27 protein-coding genes and 1 pseudogene are annotated in these 26,338 nt (G+C 71.0%); 14 read left to right on the forward strand and 14 right to left on the reverse strand.

What is annotated here, in order from left to right:
• Nucleotides 1–6: 6 nt before the first annotated feature.
• From IPK24_14255 to IPK24_14270, 4 genes are all read right to left on the reverse strand, one after another.
• Nucleotides 7–1,122, reverse strand: coding sequence for a thiolase family protein (locus IPK24_14255; GenBank protein MBK8076687.1), 1,116 nt, complete (start codon nt 1,120–1,122; stop codon nt 7–9).
• Nucleotides 1,119–2,378: an AMP-binding protein gene (locus IPK24_14260; protein MBK8076688.1), complete on the reverse strand. Its 1,260-nt coding sequence runs from the start codon at nt 2,376–2,378 to the stop codon at nt 1,119–1,121. The genes IPK24_14255 and IPK24_14260 overlap by 4 nt, the downstream gene beginning before the upstream one ends.
• Nucleotides 2,375–2,962, reverse strand: a complete 588-nt coding sequence (locus IPK24_14265; protein ID MBK8076689.1) for a biotin transporter BioY — start codon at nt 2,960–2,962, stop codon at nt 2,375–2,377. Before IPK24_14265 ends, IPK24_14260 begins: the two co-directional genes overlap by 4 nt.
• A gap of 61 nt (nt 2,963–3,023) precedes the next feature.
• Nucleotides 3,024–3,920, reverse strand: a complete 897-nt coding sequence (locus IPK24_14270) for a neutral zinc metallopeptidase (GenBank protein ID MBK8076690.1) — start codon at nt 3,918–3,920, stop codon at nt 3,024–3,026.
• Nucleotides 3,921–4,034: 114 nt separating this feature from the next.
• Between IPK24_14270 and IPK24_14275 the strand changes: the two genes are divergently transcribed.
• The 3 genes from IPK24_14275 to IPK24_14285 all read left to right on the forward strand — a co-directional run bounded on the left by IPK24_14275 (nt 4,035) and on the right by IPK24_14285 (nt 8,183).
• Nucleotides 4,035–5,633, forward strand: a complete 1,599-nt coding sequence (locus IPK24_14275; GenBank protein ID MBK8076691.1) for an ABC-F family ATP-binding cassette domain-containing protein — start codon at nt 4,035–4,037, stop codon at nt 5,631–5,633.
• A gap of 265 nt (nt 5,634–5,898) precedes the next feature.
• Nucleotides 5,899–6,114 (forward strand): transcriptional regulator, encoded by a 216-nt coding sequence (locus tag IPK24_14280; GenBank protein MBK8076692.1) that lies wholly within the window; start codon nt 5,899–5,901, stop codon nt 6,112–6,114.
• A 107-nt stretch (nt 6,115–6,221) separates the two neighbouring features.
• On the forward strand, nt 6,222–8,183 hold the full coding sequence (locus tag IPK24_14285; protein MBK8076693.1) for an ABC transporter ATP-binding protein: 1,962 nt from the start codon (nt 6,222–6,224) through the stop codon (nt 8,181–8,183).
• Here the strand turns inward: IPK24_14285 and IPK24_14290 are convergent.
• The 4 genes from IPK24_14290 to IPK24_14305 all read right to left on the reverse strand — a co-directional run bounded on the left by IPK24_14290 (nt 8,129) and on the right by IPK24_14305 (nt 11,391).
• Nucleotides 8,129–8,932, reverse strand: a complete 804-nt coding sequence (locus IPK24_14290) for an SDR family oxidoreductase (protein MBK8076694.1) — start codon at nt 8,930–8,932, stop codon at nt 8,129–8,131. The genes IPK24_14285 and IPK24_14290 overlap by 55 nt on opposite strands.
• Nucleotides 8,933–9,022: 90 nt before the next feature.
• Nucleotides 9,023–9,883, reverse strand: a complete 861-nt coding sequence (locus tag IPK24_14295) for an SURF1 family protein (GenBank protein MBK8076695.1) — start codon at nt 9,881–9,883, stop codon at nt 9,023–9,025.
• 171 nt (nt 9,884–10,054) lie between these two features.
• Nucleotides 10,055–10,390, reverse strand: coding sequence for a DUF3099 domain-containing protein (locus IPK24_14300; GenBank protein MBK8076696.1), 336 nt, complete (start codon nt 10,388–10,390; stop codon nt 10,055–10,057).
• Between the two features lie 17 nt (nt 10,391–10,407).
• Complete coding sequence (locus IPK24_14305) at nt 10,408–11,391, reverse strand: NADPH:quinone oxidoreductase family protein (GenBank protein ID MBK8076697.1); 984 nt, start codon at nt 11,389–11,391, stop codon at nt 10,408–10,410.
• Between the two features lie 59 nt (nt 11,392–11,450).
• Here IPK24_14305 and fabG point away from each other — a divergent pair, with 59 nt between their 5' ends.
• The 3 genes from fabG to IPK24_14320 all read left to right on the forward strand — a co-directional run bounded on the left by fabG (nt 11,451) and on the right by IPK24_14320 (nt 13,582).
• A complete protein-coding gene (gene fabG, locus IPK24_14310) occupies nt 11,451–12,155 on the forward strand; it encodes a 3-oxoacyl-ACP reductase FabG (protein ID MBK8076698.1) in 705 nt (234 codons plus the stop codon).
• 71 nt (nt 12,156–12,226) lie between these two features.
• Nucleotides 12,227–12,991, forward strand: coding sequence for an enoyl-ACP reductase FabI (fabI, locus tag IPK24_14315; GenBank protein ID MBK8076699.1), 765 nt, complete (start codon nt 12,227–12,229; stop codon nt 12,989–12,991).
• Between the two features lie 57 nt (nt 12,992–13,048).
• Nucleotides 13,049–13,582: a histidine phosphatase family protein gene (locus IPK24_14320; GenBank protein MBK8076700.1), complete on the forward strand. Its 534-nt coding sequence runs from the start codon at nt 13,049–13,051 to the stop codon at nt 13,580–13,582.
• 12 nt (nt 13,583–13,594) lie between these two features.
• Here the strand turns inward: IPK24_14320 and IPK24_14325 are convergent, their stop codons facing one another.
• A complete protein-coding gene (locus IPK24_14325) occupies nt 13,595–14,380 on the reverse strand; it encodes an LLM class F420-dependent oxidoreductase (protein ID MBK8076701.1) in 786 nt (261 codons plus the stop codon).
• On the reverse strand, nt 14,377–15,618 hold the full coding sequence (gene glgC / locus IPK24_14330) for a glucose-1-phosphate adenylyltransferase (GenBank protein MBK8076702.1): 1,242 nt from the start codon (nt 15,616–15,618) through the stop codon (nt 14,377–14,379). Before glgC ends, IPK24_14325 begins: the two co-directional genes overlap by 4 nt.
• A 48-nt stretch (nt 15,619–15,666) precedes the next feature.
• Between glgC and glgA the strand changes: the two genes are divergently transcribed.
• The 3 genes and pseudogenes from glgA (at nt 15,667) to IPK24_14345 (ending at nt 17,680) form a co-directional block, all read left to right on the forward strand.
• Nucleotides 15,667–16,851 (forward strand): glycogen synthase, encoded by a 1,185-nt coding sequence (gene glgA, locus IPK24_14335; GenBank protein ID MBK8076703.1) that lies wholly within the window; start codon nt 15,667–15,669, stop codon nt 16,849–16,851.
• Between the two features lie 135 nt (nt 16,852–16,986).
• Nucleotides 16,987–17,097, forward strand: a pseudogene (locus IPK24_14340) (antitoxin).
• 154 nt (nt 17,098–17,251) lie between these two features.
• Nucleotides 17,252–17,680, forward strand: a complete 429-nt coding sequence (locus IPK24_14345) for a PIN domain-containing protein (protein MBK8076704.1) — start codon at nt 17,252–17,254, stop codon at nt 17,678–17,680.
• Here the strand turns inward: IPK24_14345 and IPK24_14350 are convergent.
• Nucleotides 17,637–18,464, reverse strand: a complete 828-nt coding sequence (locus IPK24_14350) for a hypothetical protein (protein MBK8076705.1) — start codon at nt 18,462–18,464, stop codon at nt 17,637–17,639. The genes IPK24_14345 and IPK24_14350 overlap by 44 nt on opposite strands.
• Nucleotides 18,465–18,517: 53 nt before the next feature.
• On the opposite strand from IPK24_14350, the gene IPK24_14355 reads away from it, so the two are divergent.
• The 3 genes from IPK24_14355 (at nt 18,518) to IPK24_14365 (ending at nt 21,025) form a co-directional block, all read left to right on the forward strand.
• Nucleotides 18,518–19,309, forward strand: coding sequence for an ABC transporter ATP-binding protein (locus IPK24_14355; GenBank protein MBK8076706.1), 792 nt, complete (start codon nt 18,518–18,520; stop codon nt 19,307–19,309).
• Nucleotides 19,310–19,457: 148 nt separating this feature from the next.
• A complete protein-coding gene (locus tag IPK24_14360) occupies nt 19,458–19,856 on the forward strand; it encodes an NfeD family protein (GenBank protein ID MBK8076707.1) in 399 nt (132 codons plus the stop codon).
• 59 nt (nt 19,857–19,915) lie between these two features.
• Nucleotides 19,916–21,025, forward strand: a complete 1,110-nt coding sequence (locus tag IPK24_14365; GenBank protein ID MBK8076708.1) for an SPFH/Band 7/PHB domain protein — start codon at nt 19,916–19,918, stop codon at nt 21,023–21,025.
• Nucleotides 21,026–21,062: 37 nt separating this feature from the next.
• Here IPK24_14365 and IPK24_14370 read toward each other — a convergent pair whose 3' ends face one another.
• Nucleotides 21,063–21,644 carry a lytic transglycosylase domain-containing protein gene (locus tag IPK24_14370; GenBank protein MBK8076709.1) on the reverse strand — a complete coding sequence of 194 codons (582 nt, stop codon included), beginning with the start codon at nt 21,642–21,644 and terminating at the stop codon, nt 21,063–21,065.
• Between the two features lie 614 nt (nt 21,645–22,258).
• Between IPK24_14370 and IPK24_14375 the strand changes: the two genes are divergently transcribed.
• Together IPK24_14375 and IPK24_14380 are read left to right on the forward strand one after the other, a co-directional pair.
• On the forward strand, nt 22,259–23,080 hold the full coding sequence (locus IPK24_14375; protein MBK8076710.1) for a sulfite exporter TauE/SafE family protein: 822 nt from the start codon (nt 22,259–22,261) through the stop codon (nt 23,078–23,080).
• Nucleotides 23,077–23,895 (forward strand): RNA methyltransferase, encoded by an 819-nt coding sequence (locus tag IPK24_14380; protein MBK8076711.1) that lies wholly within the window; start codon nt 23,077–23,079, stop codon nt 23,893–23,895. Before IPK24_14375 ends, IPK24_14380 begins: the two co-directional genes overlap by 4 nt.
• A 1-nt stretch (nt 23,896) precedes the next feature.
• On the opposite strand, the gene IPK24_14385 is transcribed toward IPK24_14380, so the two are convergent.
• Both IPK24_14385 and IPK24_14390 read right to left on the reverse strand, forming a co-directional pair.
• Entirely contained in the window at nt 23,897–24,931 is a 1,035-nt protein-coding gene (locus IPK24_14385) for a nitroreductase family protein (protein ID MBK8076712.1), read from the reverse strand.
• Nucleotides 24,932–25,057: 126 nt separating this feature from the next.
• The gene (locus tag IPK24_14390; GenBank protein ID MBK8076713.1) at nt 25,058–26,161 is read right to left on the reverse strand and encodes an EAL domain-containing protein; all 1,104 of its coding nucleotides are present in this window, start codon (nt 26,159–26,161) and stop codon (nt 25,058–25,060) included.
• Between the last annotated feature and the right edge of the window lie 177 nt (nt 26,162–26,338).

Consider the following 26,338-nt stretch of genomic DNA (forward strand, 5'->3'; position numbering starts at 1 on the left):
CCCCGGTCACGAGCCGACCCGTTCGGTCAGCACGGCGATGCCCTGCCCGCCGCCGATGGCGCAGGCCGCCAGCCCCCACCGCCCGCCGTCGCGGCGGACCAGCCGCGAGAACAACCGCACCATCAGCAGCGCCCCGGAGGCCGCCCACGGGTGACCGAGTCCGATGGCCCCGCCCTCGGCACATACCCGATCCTCGACGTCCGACGGGTCCAGCCCCAGCGCGTCGGTACAGGCGAGCAGCTGGGCGGCAAACGCCTCGGTGATCTCGAGTGCATCGACGTCGTCGAGGCTCAGTCCGTTGGTGCGCAACAGGTTCCGGATCGCGGGCACCGGACCGAGCCCGGGCAGGGCCGGGTCGACGCCGGCGACCGCGGTGCCCACGATCCGCAGCCCGGCCCGTCCGGACGCCAGTCGCCCGCTCACCACGGCCAGGGCCGCCGCGCCGTCGCTGATCCCGCAGGAGTTGCCGGCTGTCACCGTGCCGCCCGGGCAGAACGCCGCCGGAATCCGGGCCAGCACGGCGGGGGTCAACCGGCGCCGGGGTCGGTCATCGTGGGTGATCCCCGCCGTGGGCACCAGCTCGGCGGCGAACCGGCCATCGTCCTGCGCCGCCGCCGACAGCCGGTGCGAGCGCAGTGCATAGGCGTCCTGACGGGCCCGGCTGATCCCCGCCACGCGGGCGAGATCCTCGGCGGCGACCCCCATCTCGGGGTCGGCGAACCCGGGTGGTGCGAAGGCGGCCCGGCCCGGAATGGCGGCACTGGCGCTCTCGACCCCGCCCGCCAGGACGACGTCGGCCGACCCCGAGCCGACCAGGGCCGCCGCCAGCCGCACCGCCTCCAGGCCCGACCCGCACTGCCGGTCGACGCTCACCCCGGGAACCTCGAGCCCCAAGCCGGCGGCGAGTGCGCTCACCCGGGCCAGGTTGCCGCCGGGGCCGCGGGCGCTGCCCAGCACCACGTCGTCCACGGTCGTGATCCCCGCCTCGGCCAACTCGGCTGCCACGGCGGACAGCACCGCGGCGGCCAGCTCGACCGGGTCGATCGCGGGCGGGCGCGCCGTGCGGACCGGCGTCCGTCGCGCTGCGACGATCACCGGGCCGTCGGCGGAGGGCTCGCTCACGACGTCGGACCGCCCTGCGGCTCGGCGGATAGCTCGGCGGCCAGCTCGGCGGCCAGCTCGGCACGGGCCACCTTGCCGGCCGCGGTACGGGGCAGGACGTCGCGTACCACGATGCGCACCGGACGCACCGGGTTCGGCCACTGCTCGACGAGCCGTCGGACGGCGGGCAACGGGTCGGCGCCGGGCTCGCGTCGGATCACGGCCAGGACGCGCTCACCCACGCGTGGTCGGCTCTGGGTCAAGCAGATCACCTCGGCGACACCGGCCACCCCCGCCAGCCCGGCCTCGACCTCGGCCAGGTGCACGGTGTGCCCGGCCACGCTCGCCGTGCCGGCCCGGCCCAGGACCCGCAGCGTGCCGTCGGCGGACCAGGCGGCGCGATCACCGACACCGGCCCAGCCATCGGGGTCCGCCACGCCCTCGGCCAGATAGGGCGAGCGCACCCAGAGCGTCCCGACGCCGGCGTCGTCGTCGGAACACTCCTCGCGCAGCGCGATCTCGACGCCGGGGAAGGGCCGCAGGCCGGCGCCGTCGACGTCGATCGCCACGAAGGACAGCTCCGCGGCTCCGTAGTACTCCACCCAGCGCAGACCCAGCGCCCCCGCGCGTTGCCGCATCCCGGACGGCGAGCCGGCTCCCGCGACCACCGCGGTGCGCAGGGCGGGCAACCGCCCTGCGGCACGCGCGGCGAGCACGTCCTCCAGCACCGCCGGCACGGACTGCACCACGCTGACCCGGTCGAGATCGGGTTGGACCTCGCGGCCTGGCAGACCACGCCAGGGGCCGGTGGCCAGCACGGGCACTCCCGCTGCGAGGCCCTGCCACGCCGCATAGAGCGTCAGGGTCGACCCGGCCGGTCCAGGTGCCCATAACAGGCCATGATGGGCCGAATCCGACCCATCACCCGCCACCGCGGTCCCGAAGACGGCGTGGTCGAACGCCGGCAGGCTCGCCATCCAGGACCGCACGCTGCGCCGGACGACGCGCGGTGTCGCGCTGCTGCCGGACGTGGCCAGGATCAGTCGGTGCTCACCGCGCGCCTGGGCCGCCAGGTGGCCGAGCACCACCCTCAGCAGGGGGTCCGTGTCGGCACCACCGGCCGGGTCCGTTCCGGACGGGGACGCGGCGGGGGAGTCCACTCGATCGAGGAGATGTTGACGGGTGAGCCGCCGACCGTCCGGGCTGATCCAGGCCGTCGCGGTGGGACGGACTCGGGCGAGCTCGCTCGAGCGCACGTACAGGCTCGTCGCCGTCATCGGTCCGCGATGGCCTTGGGGTAGCCCCGGACCACGGCAGCGGTGATCACGGCGGCCACCACCACCTTGACGGTGTCGCCCGGCAGGTAGACGGCCGAGCCGGCCAGCGCGGTGCCGAACGAGACGTGGGTGCGGGCCGCCAGCACCGGGACCCCGAAGGCATAGACCGCGACGATGCCGCCGATGGCGTTCGCGGCGAGCAGCGTCGGTACCAGGATGCGCGATCGGCCGGAGGTCTCGACGGCCGCCCGCAGCGTCGGCTGGGCGAGCATCCCGATCACGACCACCCCGGCCAACCACCCGATCAAGAAGCCGGCGGTCGGTCCCGTGAACACCCCCAAACCGCCCCGGCCGCCGGCCAGCAGGGGTAACCCCGCCAGCACCAGGGCCTGAAAGGCTGCCACGGCGAGCAGCCCGCGCCAGGGGCCGAGGATCGATCCTGCCAGCATCACCCCCAGGGTCTGGGCGGTGATCGGCACCACGGCACCGAAGGGATACAGCGTGCCCGCCCATCCGAACACCGCGATCAGAGCAGCAAAGACAGCTATATATGCGAGGTCACGCGCGGGCAGAGGCGCCTTCATGGCTCGAACTCCTCGGGGACGCCGGGCCGGGGCGCGGGGGCGGCGTGGTCCGCCCGACCGGCTACTTCGTCAGTCTGTAGTGCTTGAAGGTATTGCAGGAGTCGATGTCGGCACTCTGGAATCCCTTGACGAACCACTCCTTGCGCTGCTCGGCGGTGCCGTGGGTGAACCCCTCGGGGTCGACCCGGCCCTGCACCTTGGCCTGGATCCGGTCGTCACCCACCGCCTCGGCCGCCGCCACCGCCTCGGCGATGTCCTGTTGGCGCAGGTTGATGCCGCTCTTGGCGTCGTCGGACAACTTGCCCCAGACGCCGGCGAAGCAGTCGGCCTGCAGCTCCATGGCCACCGAGAACTCATTGGCCCGGTCGGGATTGGACTGCTGGATCTGACGTACCTGAGGCTCGATGCCCAGCAGGCTCTGCAGATGGTGGCCGAACTCATGGGCGGCGATGTAGGCCTGCGCGTACTGACCCTGGGCGCCGAACTTGGTCTGCAGCACCTCGAGGAAGCCGAGCTCGAAGTAGATCTCGTGGTCGGCGGGGCAGTAGAACGGACCCACCTCGGCGCTGGCGGCGCCGCACCCGGTCTGGGTGGCACTGGAGAAGAACGCCAGCTTGGGGCTGGAGTACTCGATGCCGCGGCGGTCGAACTCGGCGCGCCACACGTCGTCCGCGATGTTGTAGACCTTGATCAGGCGACAGTCGGTGTACTTGTCCAGGGCGCCGGTCTGGCGACAACGGGCCGCGAGATCGTCGGCCGACTCGGCGCTGGCCCCGGCCTGCGGAGCGGTCTGCGGCACCACCGGGGCAGCACCCTGGCCGCCGAGCAGGGACCACAACAGGAACACGATCAGGCCGACGATCCCCGTGCCACCGCCGATCGCCACCCCACCACCCATACCGCCACCACGACGATCGTCGACACCACTGACGTCGACGCTCTGGTCGTCGAACTCGATCGGCACACTGTCCTCCTGCGACCTCGGGCAGCCTGGATCACACCCGCCCTGCGCTGACACGGTAGTGCCTGCCCGGTCGGAGCGTCGGTGATGTGGCCCGTACGATGGTGGATCGTGATTCTCGCCCACGACATCGAGCTTCGCGCGGGCGCCAGGGTCCTGCTCGAACACGCCACCTTTCGGATCGGTCCCGGCGACCGGATCGGCCTCGTCGGCCGCAACGGGGCCGGCAAGACCACCCTCACCCGCGTGCTCGCCGGACAGTCCCAGCCGGCCGCCGGCACCATGTCCAGCAGCGGTGAGGTGGGGTACCTGCCGCAGGACCCGCGCACCGGCGATCTCGACATGCTGGCCCGTGACCGAGTGTTGTCGGCGCGTGGCCTGGACGAGATCCTGACCCGGCTGCGGCGCACCGAGGGCGAGATGGCCAGTGCCGTGGACGAGACCCGGGACGCCGCGATGGCGCGGTACGCCCGTCTGGACGCCGACTTCACCAGCCGCGGTGGCTATGCCGCCGAGAGCGAAGCCGCCACCATCTGCTCCAGTCTGGGGCTGCCCGAGCGGGTGCTGGCCCAACCGCTGGGAACCCTGTCCGGTGGTCAGCGCCGGCGGGTCGAGCTGGCCCGGATCCTGTTCTCCGGTGCACCGACCCTGCTGCTGGACGAGCCGACCAACCACCTGGACGCCGACTCGATCACGTGGCTGCGCGACTTCCTCAAGGCCTGGTCGGGTGGTCTGGTGGTGATCAGCCACGACGTCGAACTGCTCGACGCCTGCGTGAACAAGGTCTTCCACCTCGATGCGAACCGGTGCGTGCTCGACCTGTACAACGTCGGCTGGAAGGCCTACCTCGAACAGCGCGAGGTCGACGAGCGACGCCGTAAGCGGGAGCGCGCCAACGCCGAGAAGAAGGCGGCGACCCTGATGGCCCAGGCCGACAAGATGCGAGCCAAGGCCACCAAGGCCACCGCAGCCCAGAACATGGCGCGACGCGCCGAGCGGTTGCTGGGCTCGGTCGAGGGGGAGCGGCGCCACGATCGGGTGGCCAAACTGCGCTTCCCGGATCCACTGCCGTGCGGGCGGACCCCGCTGACCGCGTCCGGGCTGTCGAAGAGCTACGGCTCGACCGAGGTGTTCACCGATGTCGACCTGGCCATCGACCGGGGTAGCCGGGTCGTCGTCCTCGGACTGAACGGAGCGGGCAAGACCACGTTGTTGCGCCTGCTGGGCGGGATCGAGGCGCCCGACACCGGTGCGGTCGAGCCCGGTCACGGCCTGAAGCTCGGCTACTACGCCCAGGAGCACGAGACGCTGGACATGGAGCGCACCGTGCTCGAGAACATGCGCACCGCCGCACCGGAACTGGGCGACACCGGCGTACGCAGCGTGCTGGGCTCGTTCCTGTTCTCCGGGGACGACGTCGACAAGCCCGCCGCGGTGCTCTCCGGTGGGGAGAAGACCCGGTTGGCGCTGGCGACGCTGGTGGTGTCCGGGGCCAACGTCTTGTTGCTCGACGAGCCGACGAACAACCTCGATCCGGCGAGCCGGGCCGAGATCCTCGATGCCCTGCACCGCTACCGGGGGGCCGTCGTCCTGGTCACGCACGACGAGGGTGCGGTCCGCGCACTGGCCCCGGAGCGCGTCGTCCTGCTCCCCGACGGCGACGAGGACCTGTGGACCACCGATTACCTCGAACTCGTGGCTCTCGCGTGATCAGATACGGCACCGCAGCTCGGGCGCCGATGGCATAATCCACTGTCAAGCGATCATCGGTGAACGGAGGGGTTCACCGATGAGATGTCTGGCTTGAACGATCACTCACTGCGCGACCCGGGGGGCAACGAGCTCCTGTGTACGACGTCGCGATCTCGTTGCTCCTTCAGGTCATTGTCGTCCTGCGCGAGGCGTGATCTGGAATGGCACAGGCAGCGATCGCGCCCGAGCATGGACCACGTACCGTCATCGTCGAGGAGGAGCAGTGAGCGACACCGTCAAGAAGGGCGCTCGGATCACCGGTGCGGACCGGACAAAGCTGGCCAACGATCTCACGAAGAAGTATTCGGGCGGGGCGAGCATTCGCGCCCTGGCCGAGTCCACCGGCCGTTCCTACGGCTTCGTGCATCGGTTGCTGACCGAGAACAAGGTCACGCTGCGCAGCCGTGGCGGCGCCACCCGGGGTAAGGCCAAGAAGTAGCCGGTGTCCGTCGGGGCGGTCAGGAACCCTCACGGACGACGGGGGAACGTGGGCGCGTGCCACACTCGTGGCGCGCGCCCACGTCCGGTCTCTGACACGCTGAGCCCATGTCCGGTCATGCCGCCTGGTCCACGCTGCGTTCCTACACGCGCGACCCCGGCGTCACCGACCGCAAGCTCGCTCCCGGTACCTGGCGACGGGTGCTCGGATACGCCGTGCCCTACCGTTCGGCCATCGTCGGTTTCCTGCTGCTGACGGTCACCAGTTCGGTCTTCATCGTCCTGACCCCACTGCTGCTACGCCGGCTGATCGATGACGGTGTCACCCCCGGCAACCGATCTCTCGTGGTCATGCTCTCGCTCGTGGTCGCCACGGTGGCGATCCTGGACGCCGTGGCCGGCCTGTTCTCGCGGTGGCTCTCCTCCCGGATCGGTGAGGGGCTGATCTTCGACCTGCGCACCGAGGTCTTCGGTCACGTGCTGCGCCAGCCGGTGGCGTTCTTCACCCGCGCCCAGACCGGCGCGCTGGTCTCCCGGCTCAACAGCGACGTGATCGGCGCTCAGCAGGCGTTCACCTCCACCCTGTCCGCGGTGGTCTCCAACGTGGTCTCCCTCGTGCTGGTGGCCGGGGCGATGTTCTACCTCTCCTGGCCGATCACGGTCGGGGCCCTCGTGATGTTGCCGCTCTTCCTGCTGCCCGCACGCCGGGTGGGGGCGCGGCTACAACAGCTCACCCGCGAATCGATGCAGCTCAATGCCGAACTGGGTTCGCGGATGACCGAGCGGTTCAACGTGGCCGGTGCCCTGTTGGTCACGTTGTTCGGCCGTCCGCTGGAAGAGGATCGGGAGTTCGGCGAACGCGCCGGCCGGGTCCGGGACATCGGCGTGCGGATCGCCATGAGCAACCGGGTCTTCTTCACCGCCCTCACCCTGGTGGCCTCACTCGCCACGGCCCTCGTCTACGGCGTCGGCGGGCTCTCGACCATCCGCGGGCAGATGACGGTCGGCACGCTGCTCGCCCTCGCGGCGTTGCTGGCCCGCTTGTACGGGCCGCTCACCGCCCTGTCGACGGTGCGGGTCGACGTCATGACCGCGCTGGTCAGCTTCGAACGGGTCTTCGAGGTGCTGGACCTGCCGCCCCTGATCGCCGACGCCCCCCACGCGATCGACCTGCCTCGCGGCCCCATGTCGGTCGAACTCGACGACGTGAGCTTCCGCTACCCCACGGCACGTGAGGTGTCGCTGGCCTCGCTGGAGCAGATCGCCCGAACCGAGCGCAGCGAAGCCGACTCGGAGGCCGAGCCCGCCCTGGTCCTCGACCAGGTGAGTCTGCGCGCCGAGCCCGGTCAACTGATCGCCCTGGTCGGCCCCAGTGGCGCCGGCAAGACCACCATCACCACGTTGGTGGCGCGGTTGTACGACGTGTCCGGCGGAGCCGTGCTGGTGGGTGGGCACGACGTGCGGGCACTGACCCAGGCGTCGCTGCACCGGGCGGTCGGTGTGGTCACCCAGGAGGCCCATCTGTTCCATGACACGGTGCGGGCCAACCTGCTCTACGCCCGGCCGGAGGCGACCGAGGCGGAGTTGATCCAGGCCCTGAGCGCGGCCCAGGTGTGGTCGGTGGTGAGCGCGCTGCCGGACGGTCTGGACACCGTGGTGGGCGACCGGGGGCACCGGCTGTCCGGGGGTGAGAAGCAGCGCATCGCCCTCGCCCGGCTGCTGCTCAAGGCGCCCGATGTGCTGATCCTCGACGAGGCGACGGCGCACCTGGACTCCGAGTCCGAACTCGCGGTCCAGCGAGCGCTCGACACCGCGTTGGCCGGACGCACCGCCCTGGTGATCGCTCACCGGCTCTCGACGGTCCGTGCGGCCGACCAGATCGTCGTGGTGGACGACGGCCGGATCGTCGAGCGCGGCCGGCACGAGGAGTTGCTCGCCCGCGGCGGGCTGTACGCCGACCTCTACACCACGCAGTTCGCTCAGTCGGACTCGGATCTCACGCCGGCAGAACGGTTTCAGCCCGACCGGGCCAGCCCGCCGTCCACGACCAGCACCGAGCCGGTCACATAGCTCGCGGCGGGCGAGAGCAGGAACACGGCTGGTCGGGCGAACTCCATCGCCTCCCCGAAACGGCCCAGCGCCGTGGCGCCCTCGGCGCAGTGACGGCTGTCCCCGGCCCCGTTCGGATCATGATCATGCCCCGCGCCGTCCTCCCGAGCTCGCCCCGCAGCCCCCGGGAACGGTCCGGTGTCGGGCTCGAGGTGGCCTGGCAGCAGCATGTTGACCCGGATGTTGCGCCCGCCCAGCTCACCGGCCAGACCGCGGGCGGCCATGGCGACCCCCGGCACCAGCCCGGCGCCGACGGGGTGGTCGGCCTGCGGTTCCCGGGCCGAGCGGGTCAGCACGAACAGCACCGAACCGCCCTCGGTGGACATGTTCTGTGCCACCGAGCGTGCCAGGCGGATCGGCCCCAGGAAGGTCGCCTCGAACGCCGCTCGCCAGCACTCGTCCGAGGTGGACGCGAGCGGTCCGGACTCATGGTCGTCCAGGCAGATGACGGCCCCGTCGAGCCGACCGTACCGGGCCACGGCGGCAGCACTCAGACAGGTCTCGAACCCGCTCTCCGCCAGGTCACCGCTGACCGCGATCGCCCGCTCCGAGCCGCCCAGACCCTTGGCCACGGACGCGAGCGCGGTCTCGTCGTGGTCGGTCAGGACCAGGCGAGCGCCCTCGGCCCCCAACTGCATCGCGCTGGCCCGACCCAAGCCCCGACCGGCACCGCTCACGACGTACACGCGATCGGTCAACCCGAGGTCCATACCGTCGCCTTCGTCGTCGGAGCACATCTGGCGCGCACCTTCGACGTATCGGCTGTACAGCGCCGAGCTTGAGCTCAGCCGAGCTCGAGCTCAGCGGGGGAGAGCGTCCTCCCAGTCCTCGTCGCTCAGCTCGCCACGCCCCTTGCGGGTACGGGCGGCCAGCACAGCAGGCACCCGGAAGCTGATGGGCTCGGCGTTGCCGGTCCGCAGCCGAGCCTCACGCAGCATGTAGTAGGCGAGGATGCCGTAGCCGGCGACGGTGAACAGCCACCACTGCCAGGCGTAGCCCAGGTGCGGGCCGAGGTCTTCGTCCGGCCAGGGGAGCAGGGTCGGGGCCACCGTGGCGGCGGGTGATTCCGAGGCCAGCACGCCATACGGCTGGTAGACCTGGCCCGACAGGTGCGTCGCGATCGAGGTGGTGTCGATACGCCATACCTGCCCCGGCGGCGCCTCCCGCTGCAGGGACGGCTCACTCGCGCGTAACCGGGCGACGACCTCCACCGTGCCGACGGGAGGGGCGGGGACCGCATCGGGGAGGCCGCCGTTCTCACCCGCCGGCAGCCACCCACGATCGATCAGGACAACCGAACCATCGGCCACACGCAACGGGACGACGACCTCGAAGCCGGCGTCGTTGCCCAACGGGCGATTGCGCACCAAGAGCTGGGCCGCCGGCTCGTACACCCCCGTCATGCGCACCGGCGTCCAATGCCGATCGGGCGTCAGCGTGGTCGTGGGAGAGGGCAGCACCTCGGCGAGGGGGACCGGATCGGCGCCATAGTTGGTGTCGATCCAGCGGTTGCGCTCGACCTTGGAGGCATAACGATGGTGTTGCCACTCGCCCAGCTGGACGAACGCCACCGAGAGCACCACCACGGCGAACAGCGCGGTGAGCCAACCGCGTTCGCGCAACAGCCGCAGCGCACCGCGCACATCAGCGGCAGTGATCATGAGGTGCTGCTCCCCAGGAGCGGGTACCGGGCCAGGAGCCCATGGCAAAGCGGACGCCGGGCAGCCACGGGGGGAAGCCACCCGGCGTCCTTCTCGATGCGCGTCCCGACGGGGGGCGCGGGATGCGCATTGCCAGTATTGCACTGCGAGATGTCCACGTGATGCACCGGATCAGCTATTGCCCGGAGATGTCGGACCGGGCATGGCTCGGGTCGCCTCATCGGATACGGGAGGTATGTCGTGCACCGCGTCATGGACCCGAACCGTCTTACGGGTGTAGCCCGCATTCGCCATGATCACGGCGACATAGGGCAGGAACACCGCCCCGACGCCGACCACGATCTTCCAGTAGCCCGGGACGACGAACACCAGCAACACGCACGCGGTGCGGATCGCCATGGACACCAGGTAGCGCGAGATGCGCTGGTCCATGTCGTCGGTGTGCGGTCGGCGAGCCTGGGTGATGCTGTGCACTTCGGGCTCGGCGCCTCGCCTGCGGAAGGCCATACCCCCCACGGTAAACCTCAGTCGGCGTCTCGGCTCACCTGCAGCACGACTTTCCCCACGGTACGCCGTTCGCGCAGCTCCTGGTGGGCCTGCCGCGCCTGGTCGAGGGGGTAGATCGTCCCGACCACCGGGCGCAACCGACCCTCGCGCACCAAGGTCATCAGCTCGCTCATCGCCTGGTCGAGTGCCCCGGGCCGTCCCATCAGGTGGTAGAGCCAGAACCCGATCACGGCCCGCGAACTCCCCATCAGCAACCGCGGGTCGACCGGTGGCGCCGGCCGACGGGACGCCATGCCGAAGACGACGAGCCGACCGAACGGCGCCAGGGCCGCGAGGGAGCCGGCGAAGGTCTCGCCACCGGTCATCTCCAGGACGACGTCCACGCCGGCACCGTCGTTCGCGCTCACCAGGGCGTGGCGCACCTGCACGGCCAACTCGGCCCCCGCCAGATCGACCGTGGTGTGCGCGCCGAGCTCGGTGGCCAGCGCGCGCTTGGCCGGGGTCGAGGCGACCGCGATCACCCGCCCGGCGCCCCAGAGCCGGGCGAGTTGCACCGCGAGCGAGCCGACCCCGCCGGCTGCTGCGTGCACCACCACGGACTCGCCGGCGGCCAGGTGCGCACTGGTCCGCAGCAGGTGCCAGGCGGTGGTGCCCTGCAGCACCAGGGCCAGCGCGGCGCCGTCCGACACCTCGTCCGGCACCGGCCAGACCAGGTGGTGGTGGGCCGCGACCACCTCGGCATAGCCCCCTGCCACCAGCGCGACCACCCGGCGTCCGGCGTGTGGGCCGGTTCGGGCCACCCCGACGACCTCGGCACCAGGGATCAGCGGCAGGCTCTGGGCCGCGAGATAGCTGTTCTCGCTCTGGTGGGTGTCGGCGAAGTTGACCCCGGCAGCCCGGACGTCGATCAGCACCTGCCCATCGGCGACGGCCGGTTCGGGCACGTCCGCCGGCTGCAGCACCTCGGGACCGCCAAATTCGGTGATTCGCACGGCACGCATCGCCCGACCGTATCCTGGGCGCCGATCAGTCAGACCCCGAGGGACGCGAAGGGAACGAGATGGCGCGCAGTGTGCTGGTCACCGGCGGCAATCGAGGCATCGGGCTGGCCATCGCCCGGGCGTTGGCGGCCGACGGGGACGCCGTGGCGGTCACCCACCGCAGCGGCGAGGCACCCGAGGGGTTGTTCGGCGTCCGGTGCGACGTCACCGACACGGCCTCGGTCGACGCCGCCTTCGCCGAGGTCGAGAAGGCCCAGGGCCCCGTGGAGGTCCTGGTCGCCAACGCCGGTATCACTCAGGACCAGTTGTTGCTGCGGATGAGTGACGCCGAGTGGGACAGCGTGATCGACACCAATCTCGCCGGCGCCTTCCGCTGCGTGCGCCGGGCCTCGATGGGCATGGTGCGCATGAAGCGCGGTCGGATCGTGCTGATCTCGAGCGTGGTGGGCCTGTACGGCGGCCAGGGTCAGGTGAACTACGCGGCCAGCAAGGCAGGTCTGGTCGGCATCGCCCGCTCGGTGGCTCGAGAGCTCGGCGGTCGCGGGATCACGGCCAACGTCGTCGCGCCCGGCTTCATCGAGACCGACATGACGGCTGCCCTGCCCGACGAGCGCCGCACGGCCTACGCCAAGCTGACCCCCGCGGGGCGGTTCGGCAGCACGGACGACGTCGCGGCCGCCGTCCGGTTCCTGGCCTCGGACGGCGCCGGATACGTCAACGGCGCCGTGATCCCGGTCGACGGCGGACTGGGCATGGGTCACTGAAGGTCACTGAACGGCTCACCACCCCTCACCACGACCACCAGACAACGAGAACGAGAGCGGGAGTCCACCCCATGGGTTTGCTCGACGGCAAGCGCATCCTGGTCACCGGCGTCCTGACCGACGCCTCCATCGCCTACTACGTGGCCAGGCTGGCCCAGGAGCAGGGTGCCCAGGTGGTACTCACCTCGTTCGGACGCCAGATGAAGATCACCCAGGCGGTGAGCCGCCGCCTGCCGACCACCGCACCGGTCGTCGAGCTCGATGTCACCAAGCAGGAGGACCTCGACGGCTTGGCCGATGCGGTCCGCGAGCACGTCGACGGGCTGGACGGCGTCCTGCACTCGATCGGTTTCGCGCCGCAGTCCGCCCTGGGTGGGGGTTTCCTGGACTGCCCGTGGGAGGACGTCGCCACCGCCGTCCACGTGTCCGCCTACTCGCTCAAGGCCCTCGCCGTGGCCGCCCTGCCCCTGATGGGGCCTGGCGGCAGCGTGGTCGGACTGACCTTCGACGCCTCGCGGGCCTGGCCGGTCTACGACTGGATGGGCGTGGCGAAGTCGGCCTTCGAGTCCACCTCGCGGTATCTGGCCCGCGACCTCGGGCCGAAGGGAGTGCGGGTGAACCTGGTCGCGGCCGGCCCGTTGCGCACCATGGCGGCCCGCTCGATCCCGGGCTTCATCGCGTTCGAGGAGGGCTGGCCGTCGCGGTCACCGCTCGGCTGGGACATCGAGGACCCCACCCCGACGGCACAGGCGTGCGTTGCCCTGATGTCGGACTGGTTCCCCGCCACGACGGCCGAGATCCTGCACGTCGACGGCGGTTTCCACGCCATGGGGTGAAACTCGCGGTGAATCAGGGCTGACGCCGACGTGCCCACGGGGTGCAAGATGCTCCCCATGACTGCCGCGGACGTTCAGCGTCGCCTCGTCCTGCTGCGCCACGCCAAGTCCGCCTACCCTCACGGCGTCCCGGACCACGATCGCCCGCTGGCGGGCAAGGGACGCCGAAATGCCGCCGCGGCCGGCGACTGGTTCGTGACCGAGGGCCCACGGCCCGACCTGGTGTTGTGTTCGGACGCTCAACGGGCCCGGCACACCTGGGAGATCGTCGCTTCGCGATTGGCGGCGACCGTTCCGGTCCGGCTCGACCCCTCGCTCTACGGTGCCACGCCGGGTGAGATCATCACGCTGGCGCACGGCTGCGCCGACCATGACGACGCGGTGCACACCCTGGTGGTGGTGGGCCATGAGCCAACCCTGTCGGCCACCACGTTGTTGCTGGCGGGGGAGGGTTCGGACCCCATCGCCTTGACCAAGGTCGCCACGAAGTTCCCCACCAGTGCCGTGGCGGTGCTGTCGTTCACCGGCAGCTGGGCCTCGCTCGCCTTCGGCGGGACGGCGCTGGCGAGCTTCGCCGTCCCGCGCGCCTGATCGGCAGGCCCGTCAGCGCGAGTTGACCTCGTCCCGCCAGGCGAGCCAGTCCTCGACCTGAGCGAGGTCGTAGCGTGGACCGGTCAGTCCCACGGTGAACAGCGTGACTCCCGCGGCGTGCAGCGCCGGTGCCGAATCCGCCGGACTCGACCCCGCCTCGACGCCGGTGGAGCGCTCGATGTCCGCGGGATCGCGCCCCTCGGTGGCGCACCACTCGTCGAGGATGGCGCCCTTGCGGGTGATCGTCTCCACGTCGCCGAAGCCGTGCCAGATGTCGGCATGCCGTGCGGTGTAGCGCAGGGTCTTGCGCTCACCCCCGCCGCCGATCAGCACCGGGATGTCCCGGGTCGGGGCGGGGTTCAGCGCGGCCCAGCGCTGCTGGATGCGCGGCAGCGCGGACTCCAGCTCGGCCAGCCGTGAACCGGGTGTGCCGAACGCGTAGCCGTACTCGTCGTAGTCGCGCTCGAACCACCCCGCCCCGATGCCCAGGATCAACCGCCCGCCGCTGATGTGGTCGACGGTGCGGGCCATGTCGGCCAACAGCTCCGGGTTGCGGTAGCTGTTGCAGGTGACCAACGCGCCGATCTCGACCTGTGAGGTCGCCTCGGCCCAGGCGCCGAGCATCGTCCAGCACTCGAAGTGCTGGCCGTCCGGCTCGCCGTACAGCGGGAAGAAGTGATCCCAGTTGAAGACGACGTCGGCACCCGCCTCCTCCGCTGCGGCCACCGCCCGGCGGATCTCGGCGTACTCGGCATGCTGCGGCTGGATCTGCACCCCGATCCGGACCGGTCGGCTCACGCGCTGACCACCACGTTCTTGTCCACCACGGTGATGCCGGACTCGGTGACCGTGTAGCCGCGTTCGCGATCCTCGTCCGGATCCATGCCGATCCGGGCACCCTCGGCGACCACCACGTTCTTGTCCAGGATCGCCCGGCGCACCACGGCGTGCCGCCCGATCTCGACGTTGTCCATCAGGACGGCGTCACTGACCGTCGCCCACGAGTGCACGCCGACATTGGGCGACAGCACCGAGTTCTCGACCAGCGCCCCGGACACCACGCATCCGGGCGAGACGATCGAGTTCACGGAATGCCCGATGCGGCCGTGCCACCCGTGCACGAACTTGGCCGGCGGCCAGGGGCCGAGGTGGGTGTAGATCGGCCACTCGTAGTTGTAGAGGTTGAACACCGGGTGCACCGAGACCAGGTCCATCTGGGCGTCGAAGTAGGCGTCCATGGTCCCCACGTCGCGCCAGTAGTCGCGGTCGCGAGCGGTCGAGCCGGGCACCTCGTTCTCGATGAAGTCGTAGACCGCCGCCTCACCCTTGGCCACGAAGGCCGGCACGATGTCGCCGCCCATGTCGTGCTTGGACGAGTCGAGGTCGGCGTCCGTGGTGACCGCCTCGATCAGCGCGTCGGCGTCGAAGACATAGTTGCCCATCGAGGCCAGCACCTGGTCTGGGGCGTCGGCCAGCCCGACCGGGTTCGTCGGCTTCTCGAGGAAGTCCGCGATGCGGGTGGGGTCGTCGGCCGAGGTCTGGATCACGCCGAACTGATCGGCCAACGAGATCGGCTGCCGGATCGCCGCCACCGTGCAGCGCGCTCCCGAGGCGACGTGGGCGTCGACCATCTGGGCGAAGTCCATGCGATAGACGTGGTCCGCGCCGACCACCACCACGATGTCGGGCTTCTCGTCGTAGACCAGGTTCAGGCTCTGGAAGATCGCATCGGCGCTGCCCAGGTACCAGCGCTTGCCGACACGTTGCTGCGCCGGCACCGGGGCGACGTAGTTGCCGAGCATCGTCGACAGCCGCCACGCCTGCGAGATGTGGCGGTCGAGGCTGTGCGACTTGTACTGGGTCAACACCACGATGCGCAGGTACCGCGCATTGATCAGGTTGCTCAACGCGAAGTCGACCAACCGATAGACCCCGCCGAAGGGCACCGCAGGCTTGGCGCGGTCGGCGGTCAGGGGCATCAGACGCTTGCCCTCGCCACCGGCGAGGACGATTGCCATCACTCTGGGACTAGGCATGCCTCAGACCCTATGGCTTGCGGAGCCCTGCACACTACGGTGATCGGTGTGCGTATCGACCTATTGACCAGGGAGTACCCGCCGAATGTCTACGGCGGGGCCGGCGTCCATGTGGAGAACCTCGCCGAGGTGCTGCGAAGCCGCGCCGAGGTGCGCGTCAGAGCCTTCGGTGAACCTCGTGCCGAGGCCGGTGTCACCGGGTACCCGGACCTGCCCCAGCTGGCGCAGGCCAACGCCGCGCTGCGGGTGATGGGGGTCGACCTCGCGATCGCCGCCGACTGTGTCGGCGCCGACGTCGTCCACTCGCACACCTGGTATGCCAACCTGGCCGGCCACCTCGCCGGGTTGCTGTACGACATCCCGCACGTGCTCAGCGCCCACAGCCTCGAACCGCTACGGCCGTGGAAGGCCGAACAGCTCGGGGGTGGCTATGCGCTCTCGTCGTGGGTCGAGAAGACCGCCTACCTCGGCGCCGCCGGGGTGATCGCGGTCAGTGGTGGCATGCGCAAGGACATCCTGCGCAGTTACCCGCAGGTCGACCCCGACACGGTGCACGTGGTGCACAACGGCATCGACCTGTCGGGCTGGAACCGAGACGAGAACCCGGACGTCGTGCGCGCGGCGGGTATCGATCCCGACCGACCGTCCATCGTCTTCGTGGGGCGCATCACACGCCAGAAGGGCCTGCCCTACCTGCTGCGCGCCGCCCGCCGCCTGCCCGCCGACGTGCAACTCGTGCTCTGCGCCGGAGCCCCCGACACCAAGGAGATCATGGCCGAGGTCTCGGGCCTGGTCGCCGAACTGCAGACCGAGCGCAGCGGCGTGGTCTGGATCGAGCGGATGTTGCCGCGCGAGGAGCTCTGCCAGGTGCTCTCGGCGGCGACGACGTTCGTGTGCCCGTCCGTGTACGAGCCGCTGGGCATCGTCAACCTCGAGGCCATGGCCTGCGAGGCGGCCGTCGTCGGAACCGCCACCGGCGGGATCCCCGAGGTGGTGGACGACGGCGTCACCGGTCGGCTGGTACCCATCGAGCAGGTGCAGGACGGGACCGGTACCCCGACCGACGAGGAGCGCTTCGTGGCGGACCTGGCCGAGGTGCTCACCGACGTGACCTCCGATCCCTCCCGTGCCCGGGCCATGGGACGAGCCGGACGGCAACGTGCCGAGGATCACTTCTCGTGGGACGCGATCGCCGATCGGACCATGGAGGTCTACCAGGCCGTCGCGCGCTGACCTGCGCGATCAGGACCGACCCACGCGATCAGGAGCGCGACACCGCGCGAGGAGAAGCACCTTTTGTCCCGACCTGTCGTGAGGGTCGGGTCACACTCGGGCCACGGGGGGCATCCTCGCCCCTAGCATCGAAACATGCGCACCACGGTGTCCATCTCGGACGAGCTGCTGCTGGCAGCCAAGCGCCTGGCGCGTCGTCGTGGTCAGACCCTCGGCGATCTGGTGGATGCGGCGCTGCGGCGTGAGCTGACCCAGCCCGAGACCCTCGCCGCTCGACCCGAGGTGCCCGTGTTCGCCGGTAAGGGTGGGCTGCGGGCCAGCGTCGATCCCGCCTCGGGCCGTCCGCCCGGCACGCCGGCGCCGCGCCGGCGCGGCCTGGACGCCCTGCGCTGAGGCCGGCATGTACGTGCTGGACATGGGTGTGGTCCTGGCCATGCACCGCGCCGACCACCCCGCCCACGATCGGGTCAGGCCCTGGTTCGAGGAGCTCCTGGACGGCACGGAGCAGTTCGCCGTGCCCCGGCCGGTCTGGGCCTCGTTCCTGCGCCATGCCACCGATCCGGCCATCTTCGTGGAGCCCACCCCTGCCGCCACGGCCTTCGACTTCATCGACGCGGTGTGCGCGCAGCCGCTGTTCCTCCCGGTCGAGGCCGGCCCTCGGCACCTGCGTCTGCTCCGCACCCTGTGTGTGGACGCCCCGGCCCTGTCATCCCTGGTTCCGGTCGCCGTGGTGGCCGCGATCGCTGCCGAACATCACTGCATCGTGGCCACGCTGGACGAGGCGATCACCCGCTTCTCGGGTGTGAGTCACCTGCTGCTCGGCCACTGACGGCGACGTTGTTCGCGGCGGCCGCCACGGCGCGCCGAGCCACCTCGTCCAGTCCGCGCAACACCCCGCGGCGCTGGTCGGCCTCCCATCCGCTCAGTGCTCCGCCGTCGTCGGTCAGGGCGAGGGCGACCAGCCCACGCAGCCGCAGCCCGGTGGCCATGGTCTCGAGGGCACGGGGCGTGACGGCGGCCGGCAGCCGGCGGGCATCCAGGCGCGCCGCGGTGAGGTCGGCCCAGGTGCCGGCCAGATCGTCACGCCAGCGGGCGACGTCCAACGTCTCGAGCAGTCGGGTGGCCTGCAGCAGCCCCATCCGCAGTTCGCGGTCGGCCTCGGTCAGCGACAGGACGTCCGCGGGTCGGCGCACGTCGACGACATGCGCCGTCCAGGTGACCAGGGATCCCGGCTCGAGGGCCGAGCCGAAGGCCTGGTGTCGCGGCACCAGGCCCAGGGCCACCGTGGCGTCGGCGACCTGGGCGTGGCCGGGCGCTGCCCAGGGCGGCTCGGCGATCACGCACTCGCCCGCGTCACAGGCCAGGGCGTTGAACGCCGCCGGTCCGGGTAGACCCCGGGGATCACCGGGCACCGGCAGCACCACGCGCAGGGTGCGCACCCCGGTGCTGCGCCAGACGGTGAGGATCTCGGCCGGATCGACGCCGTCCGGGCCCGGTTCATCGTCCGGTAGGGCGGCCGACTCGGCAGCCCGGGACAGCGGGATCTCGCCGCGCAGTGCGGCCGTCCCCCAGGTGGCCAGCACAACGGCGCGGGGGAGTTCGAGCCACGACACCCGGTGAGCCTACGCGCGCGGGCCTGGTGCCCGATCCCCTAGGGTCTGGCCTCATGGGTGACGTTCTCGACCTGGTTTCGGTCAGTGTCGTCCGGGACGGCGCGCGCCTCCTGGACCAGGTCACCTGGAGTGTGGACGAGGGCGAACGCTGGGTGATCCTGGGTCCCAACGGCGCCGGCAAGACCACCCTGCTGCAGATCGCCGCGGCGCGACTGCACCCGACCTCCGGGGTGGCCACGGTGCTCGGCGAGCGACTCGGTGCGGTTGACGTGTTCGAGCTGCGCCCGCGCATCGGGTTGTCCAGTGCCGCGTTCGCGGATTCCCTGCCCGGCCACGAGAAGGTCGGCGACGTCGTGCTCACCGCGGCGTACGCCGTCGCCGGTCGCTGGAACGAGGAGTACGACGCCGTCGACCACCGACGCGGCGGTGACCTGTTGGGGGCCTTCGGTGTGGCGCACCTGGCCGAGCGCCGCTACGGCACGCTCAGCGAGGGGGAACGCAAGCGGGTGCAACTGGCCCGTTCGCTGATGACCGACCCCGAGATCCTGTTGCTCGACGAGCCGGGCGCCGGGCTCGATCTGGGTGGTCGCGAGACCCTGGTCGCCGATCTCGCCGAACTGGCCCGTGACCACCGCTCACCGGTGCTCGTGGTGGTCACCCACCACGTGGAGGAGATCCCGCCGGGATTCACCCATGCGCTGTTGGTGCGTCAGGGCACGGTTGTGGCCGGCGGCCCGTTGGAACAGGTACTGACGGACGAGCATCTCAGCGCCACCTTCGACGTCCCGTTGCACATCGAGCGGGCCGACGGTCGGTGGACGGCACGCAAGCGCTCGGACGGCTAGGCGGCCCGGAACGGGCCGACGCGACAGGAGGTCTGCCTTCCTGGAAGGGGGAGCGGTGGAACCGAAGGACTCGCTGGGCCTGATCTGGGTGGCGATCGCCATCGTGGCCGGGGTCGTCGAGGTGTTCACCCTCGATCTGATCTTCCTGATGGTGGCCGGTGGTGCTCTGGTGGCCGCCGCGACCGCGGTCGTCAGTGGCAGCGTCACCCTCTCGATCCTCGCCTTCGCCCTCTCCACCGTGCTGCTGCTGCTGGGTGCCCGTCCCCCGCTGCGGAACTACATGCTCCGCCGGCTGCCGGCCGAGGCCATGCACACCGATGCGCTGGTGGGGCGTCTGGCCGAGGTCACCGAGGCGGTCGATTCCACCGACGGCCGGGTCCGAATCGGCGGAGAGGTGTGGAGCGCACGCCTCGAGGGCGACGAACCAGCGGTCGCGCCGGGCCACAGCGTGCGCGTGCTGCGTATCGACGGAGCCACGGCCGTGGTGCGTTACCAGCACCCCGAGACCCCACCCCACGGTGCACCACGGGTGTCACCGACCGACTGATCGAAGCGCCTGCCGATCTACCGGCCGGCGTCGACTCACGAGAACTGTCTGGAGAGGTCATGGAACTTCCCGGAGTGGCGGCACTCGTCGTCCTGCTCCTCTTGGTGATCTTCGTTCTGCTCACGGTGTCGCGCGCGGTGCGCATCGTGCCGCAGGCGACATCGGTGATCGTCGAACGGCTCGGGCGCTACTCCCGAACGCTCAGCCCGGGACTGCACTTCCTGGTGCCGTTCGTCGACCGGCCCCGGGCGGTCGTCGACCTGCGTGAACAGGTGGTGAGCTTCCCACCGCAACCCGTGATCACCTCGGACAACCTCGTGGTGCACATCGACACCGTGATCTACTTCCAGCCCACCGACCCCAAGTCTGCGGTCTACGAGATCGCCAACTACATCGTGGGTATCGAGCAGCTCACCGTCACCACGCTGCGCAACGTGATCGGCTCGCTGGATCTGGAGCAGACGCTCACCAGCCGCGACAACATCAACGCCCAGCTGCGCGGTGTCCTGGACGACGCGACCGGTCGGTGGGGGATCCGGGTCAACCGGGTCGAGCTCAAGGCCATCGACCCGCCGCCCAGCGTGCAGGACTCGATGGAGAAGCAGATGCGCGCCGAGCGGGACCGCCGCGCCGCCATCCTCACCGCCGAGGGCGTCAAGCAGTCCCAGATCCTCACCGCGGAGGGCGACAAGCAGTCCTCGATCCTTCGGGCCGAGGGCCAGGCCCAGGCCGCGATCCTGAAGGCGCAGGGTGAGGCCCGGGCGATCCAGCAGGTCTTCGATGCCATTCACCGGGGCAACCCGGACTCGAAGTTGCTGGCCTACCAGTACCTGCAGATGCTGCCGCAGATCGCCAACAGCCCGTCCAACAAGGTGTGGATCGTGCCGACCGAGCTGACGCAGGCTCTCAAGGGGATCGGAGCGGCCCTCGGCGGCGACTCCGACGGCACGGGAACCTGGACCCCCGGACCCATGGGCGCCGCCGAACTCGGCGGGCTCGGTGCCGCCACGCTGGAGGACCCGAACGTCGCCCTGCAACGGGCGCGGGCCGAGGCCGCCGGCGCCGAGGGCGAGGTGCGACAGGCCGAGATCGGGGCGAGTGGACGGCACGGTTCTGCGTCCCACCCGTCGTCGACCCAGCACCCCCCGACGTCCGAGCCGCCGGCCTGAGGGGCCCGCGGCCCGAGCTCTCGTCGAGTGGAACCGATCACGCGCCGCGGGCGATGATCGCGCGTTCGGCGGCCAGCACCAGGTCGACGTACCACTGGGCATGGTTGTAGGCCAACAAGGCGCGTTGTACCCCGGCGTCCGAGGCATCCAGCCCACTGGCGCACAGGTAACGCGCTGCCGCCGGGATGGCGTCGGCAGGGTTCCAGGGGTCGGCCTTGCCGTCGCCGTCACCATCGACTCCGTAGGAGGCGAAGGTTGCCGGCATGAACTGCATCGGACCGATGGCACCGGCCGAACTCGGCCCGTTGTTGCGGCCGTGGCCACTCTCGACCTGCCCCACGGCGGCGAGCAGGGTCCAGCGCAAACCGGCGCAGGTCCCGGCCGCCGCGCGGTAAGCCTGCTCGTACGGTGCGGGGATGCCCAGGGCGGTGACCGGGCCGACCACCTCGGACGTCGTGGCCGCACTGCGTTGCGCGGCCGCCAGGGCCGCGGCCGCCTCCTCGGCGGCTCGTAGCTGCCGGGCTTGTGCGGACAGTGTCGCGAGGTGGTCCTGGGCCTGACGCAGGACGAGCTGGGCGGCCTCGCTCTCCTCGGCGAGCCGGTTGGCCGCCTGGGCCATCCGGCTGGTCGCCGCGTCGGCGGCCACCGCGCGATCGGAGGCGAGCGCGGCGTTCTCCTCGGAGGTCTGCACCGCCTGGCCCGCGGCACGCACCACGCCCTCACCGACCCTGCGGCCGACGCTGAGGCGCCACAACGCGTCCTGCACCGACTCGGCGTCCAACACGGCCGCTGTGAGGCTGGTGCCACCGCCGGTGTAGAGCGCCCGCACGCGGGCCGCCTGCTGCGCCCGGGTCGCCCGCACCTGATCCTCGGCCTCCTGCCGGTCGGTGTCCGTGCTCGCCACGGCCGAGAACGCCGCCGCGAGCTCGCGCATCGCGGCATCCGCGGCGCTCGACCGGCGTCGGTACTCGCTGGTCAGCGCCTGGACTCGAGTAGCGGCCTCGGCGGCCTCCGCGCGGGCAGCGGCCGAGGTTCGGGGGCCGGGAGCGGCGGCGACGGCGGACGCCTGGGCACTCGGGGCGCCGTGGAGCACCGGGCACAGCAGCGCCGCAGCGATCGCCGTCCACCCGGTCCACCCGGTACGCCGCACCTGTCCCACCTGGGTGTTGTCGGGACGGCAGCCGCCGGACTCCAGCGGCGAGGCGCCGGAGCCACCCGGATAGCCTCCTGTTCGTGGACCTCACGGATGCAGCAGCGATCACCCTGGCCGCCGTGGGTGCCGGGGCGATCAACACCGTGGTGGGTTCGGGCACCCTCATCACCTTCCCCACCCTGCTCGCCCTCGGTTACGCGCCGGTGACGGCCAACGTGTCGAACAACATCGGCCTGGTCTTCGGCGGCATCAGTGGCACCTGGGGGTACCGCCGGGAGCTGGCCGGTCAGCGGGGACTCCTGCTGCGGCTGGCACCGATGTCGGCGCTGGGGGCCGTCACCGGCGCCCTCGCCCTGCTGTGGTTACCGGCCCGGGCCTTCGAGGCGATCGTGCCGGTACTCATCGGATTGGCCCTGGTGCTGGTACTGGCTCAGCCCCGGATCGCTGCGACGATGTCCCGGCGCCGTGCCGAGCTAACGACGCCAGGGGCGGAATCGACCACCGAGTCGACGGCAGATCTGCCCGACCGTGGCCCGTCCGGCCGAACCGGCACGGCCTTGACCGTGGGGACGGCGCTGGCCGGGGTCTACGGCGGCTACTTCGGCGCGGCCCAGGGGGTCTTGCTGATCGGCCTGCTCGGCTCGCTGCTGACGCAGTCACTGCAGCGGGTCAACGCGGCGAAGAACCTGCTGTCCGTGGTGGTCAACCTGGTCGCGGCGCTCACCTTCCTGCTGGTTCGTCCGGCCGCCGCCGACCCGGCCGTCATCGCGCTGATCGCGGCAGGGTCCATCGTCGGGGGAGTGCTCGGCGCCCGTGTCGGCCGCTGGCTGCCGCAGCCGGTGTTGCGCGGGCTGATCGTCGTGGTGGGGGTCGTGGCCATCGTGCGGTTGGTCACCCGATGAGTGTCGAACCCGAGCTGATCGAGGGGATCGACGACCCCCGGATGGCGGACTACGCCCGGCTCACCGATGTCGCCCTGCGCCGACTGCTGGACGTCGAGCGCGGTCTGTACCTCGCCGAGAGCGAGAAGGTGATCCGTCGAGCGCTGGACGCCGGCCACCGCCCCCGGTCGATGTTGCTCGCCGAGCGCTGGCTCGAGCCGCTGGCTGGCTTGGTATCCCTGGTCACGGGCCTGGGTGCCCCGGTGTTCACCGGCCCGGACGCCGTCCTGGAGCAGATCACGGGTTTCCATGTGCATCGTGGCGCCATCGCCTCGATGCACCGACCGGTGCTGCGCCCGCCGGCCGAGCTCGTGGCCGGAGCCCGGCGGGTGTTGGTGCTGGAGGACATCGTCGATCACACCAACGTCGGAGCGATCTTCCGTTCGGCCGCCGGGATCGGGGCGGATGCCGTTCTGGTCACCCCGCGATGTGCCGATCCGCTGTACCGCCGATCGGTGCGGGTCTCGATGGGCACGGTGTTCCAGGTGCCGTGGGGACGCATCGATCCGTGGCCCGCCGGCCTGGATCACCTGCACGACGCCGGGTTCACCGTGGTCGCCCTCGCGTTGACCCCCGAGGCGATCACCCTGGACGACCTGGCCGCGGACCTGCCGGACCGCCTCGCCCTGGTGCTCGGCACCGAGGGGGACGGTCTGAGCCGGGCGGCCCTCGCTCGCGCCGACCGGGCCGTCCGCATCCCCATGGCCGGCGCGGTGGACTCCCTCAACGTGGCGGCCGCCGCCGCGGTGGCGTTGTGGGCCGTGCGGCCACGGTGAACTACTCGAACAACTCCGTCAGCGGACGTCGCGGCGTCGGTGGTGCCTCCACCAGAGCCCGACCGACCCGCAGCAACACCTGCGGGTGGCCCCAGATACCCAGCGCCTCGGCCACGGCTGGCCGGTACTCCGGGTTCTGCAGGGCCTGATCGGTGAAGGTGGCCACCAGCCCCTTGATGGTCGCCGTCAACAGCATGCGCTCGAGCGCCAACCCGGCCAGGACCCAGTCGCGCGGAGCATCGCCGCGGGTCGAGATGGCCAACACCGTGCTGCGAGCCAACTCGGCGTCGATCTCCCCGGCGTCCGGGATCATGCTCTGACCGGCGTGCACCAGCGAATCGACCGGGAACGGCGAGGTGCCGAGCGCAACGCTCGGAATCCCGTCAACCGAGTCGGTGTGGCCACGGGCACCGCGCCGAACCCAGCGCTCGACCTCCTGCCGCAGTTCGGCATCCGCGGCCTGGATGCCGACCGCTTGGCGCAACAGGTGTGCGATCTGGCGGCGGGCAGCGGAATCCGCGACGCTCAGCTGGGCGCCTTCCTCCGCCACGGCGTGGTGCAACTCCAACAGGTCGTCCTCGGCCACCGCGTGCGAGCGATACACCCGACGGTGGGTGTGCCGCTGACGGACCGCCTCGGCCAGGGCGAGATCGCCGGCCGAGGGCGGACGGCGGCCGACGGCGCGGACGACACCCATCACCAGCGGCTCGTCGTGGTGATCCAGACCGGGGACGTGGGTGGGCACCAGGTCGACCTGGGGCAGGTAACCCCGTGCCCGCAAGGCCACCCGGGCGTTGAGCACGGCCGAGCCACACGAGATCGCCCGATCCCGGCCCTGTGGATCGATGATCTGCAGCGCCCGTTCGGGATCGTCCAGGACCGCGATGCCATCCGGGAGCCGACGCAGATGCCAGGGCTGACTGTTGTGAATCGAGGGCGCCCAGCGGGCAGCCTCGCCCACCATCGAGATCTCGGTCGTATCGAGGCGTTGGCCCTGACCGACGAGATCGGAGCTGTGATCCGTGGCAGCGGCCATTGGAGCCTCCCGCTGGGCAAGTCGTCTGGGCCCAAGCTAGGTAGCCTGCGGTTCCCTCGAACGGGGCCTAGGTCCTTCGCCACCCGGGCCGGGTTCGCGTCTCGAGGACAACAACCGACCTGTGGCTCAGCGGATCTCGGCCAGGACCTCGCGCATCACGGCGTCGACCTCGCTCAGGCCGAGGAAGCGTCCGTCGTCATCCGTGATGACCACCACGCCGAGAGCTCGGCGCTCGGCGTCGGAGGCCAGCACGCGCAGCGCCGCCGATCGAAGGTCCTGGCTGGAGCGCAGCCGCAGCAAGCGGGAGGCGGGCTGGGTTGCGCCCTCGGCATCGATCAGGGCCACGAGCCGGCCCTCGTCGTCCACGTCGGCCGCCCACTCGTCGCCCGGCTGCACCGGGCGTGCCAGCCGGCCGGCCCGAGTGCGCGAGATGGTGTCCTCCCAACTGGTGCGCAACCAGGTGCTGACCTCGGCGGCCGGGGACAGGAACGAGGGGCGAGCCCGGCCGAACAGCCACCCCTGGGCCAGCCGGACGCCGACCGCCTGCAGATGACGGGCGTCGTCCAGGCTCTCGACACCCTCGGCCTGCACCACGGCACCCATGCCCTGCGCCATCGTCACCACCAGCCGGATCAGGCGATCACGGACCGGGTCCTCATGGGCGCCCTTGACCAGCTGGGCATCGAGCTTGACCAGGTCGGGGCGTACCTGATGCAGCCGGTCCAGCTCGGCGCGCCCGGCCTCGGCGACGTCACAGGCCACGCGCAGGCCGGCCACGCGCAGAGCGGCCACGGCGGCGTTGCCCTCGTAGTCGAAGGGCACGCCGTCCGGCCAGTCCAGCTCGATCACGACCCCGGTCAGATCGGGCTGGCTGCGCAAGACCTCCAGCACGACGTCCTCGTCCAGGTGGGGTGCCGCGACGTTGACCGCGAGGAACTGCTCCGCACCCAGGTCGGCGCGGCCCTTGAACGCGTTCGTCAGCGACGCCGCCTCGAGCTGGCCGGCCAGCCCGGTGCGCGCGGCGGCGGTGAACCACGGCTGCGGAGAGCGGGCGGGCCAGTCGGCGACCCGGGTGAGAGCCTCGTACCCGGCGCAGTCACCGGTGTGCAGATCGACGACGGGCTGGAAGACGCACCGCAGAGACTCCGGACGGCGTAGCAGCCGCGCGACCTCGTCCTCCCACCGGGGTTCCCCGAGCGGATCGACGGGTTCGTCAGGCGTCGTGTTCACGTCACCATTCAACCGTGTTCGCCGGACCTTCCCGCGTGAGCTCGTGCCCCCCTGGACAAACGTTTCCGGCGACCGACACGGATGTATACGCAACGTAGTTGACCGAACACATGAGGTAACATGTGAGTCCTGTGGTGATCTTCTGATCGCACGTTCCGCCGACAGATCGAGGCGGTG

This window comes from Kineosporiaceae bacterium (genome assembly GCA_016713225.1).
GTDB lineage: Bacteria > Actinomycetota > Actinomycetes > Actinomycetales > Kineosporiaceae > JADJPO01.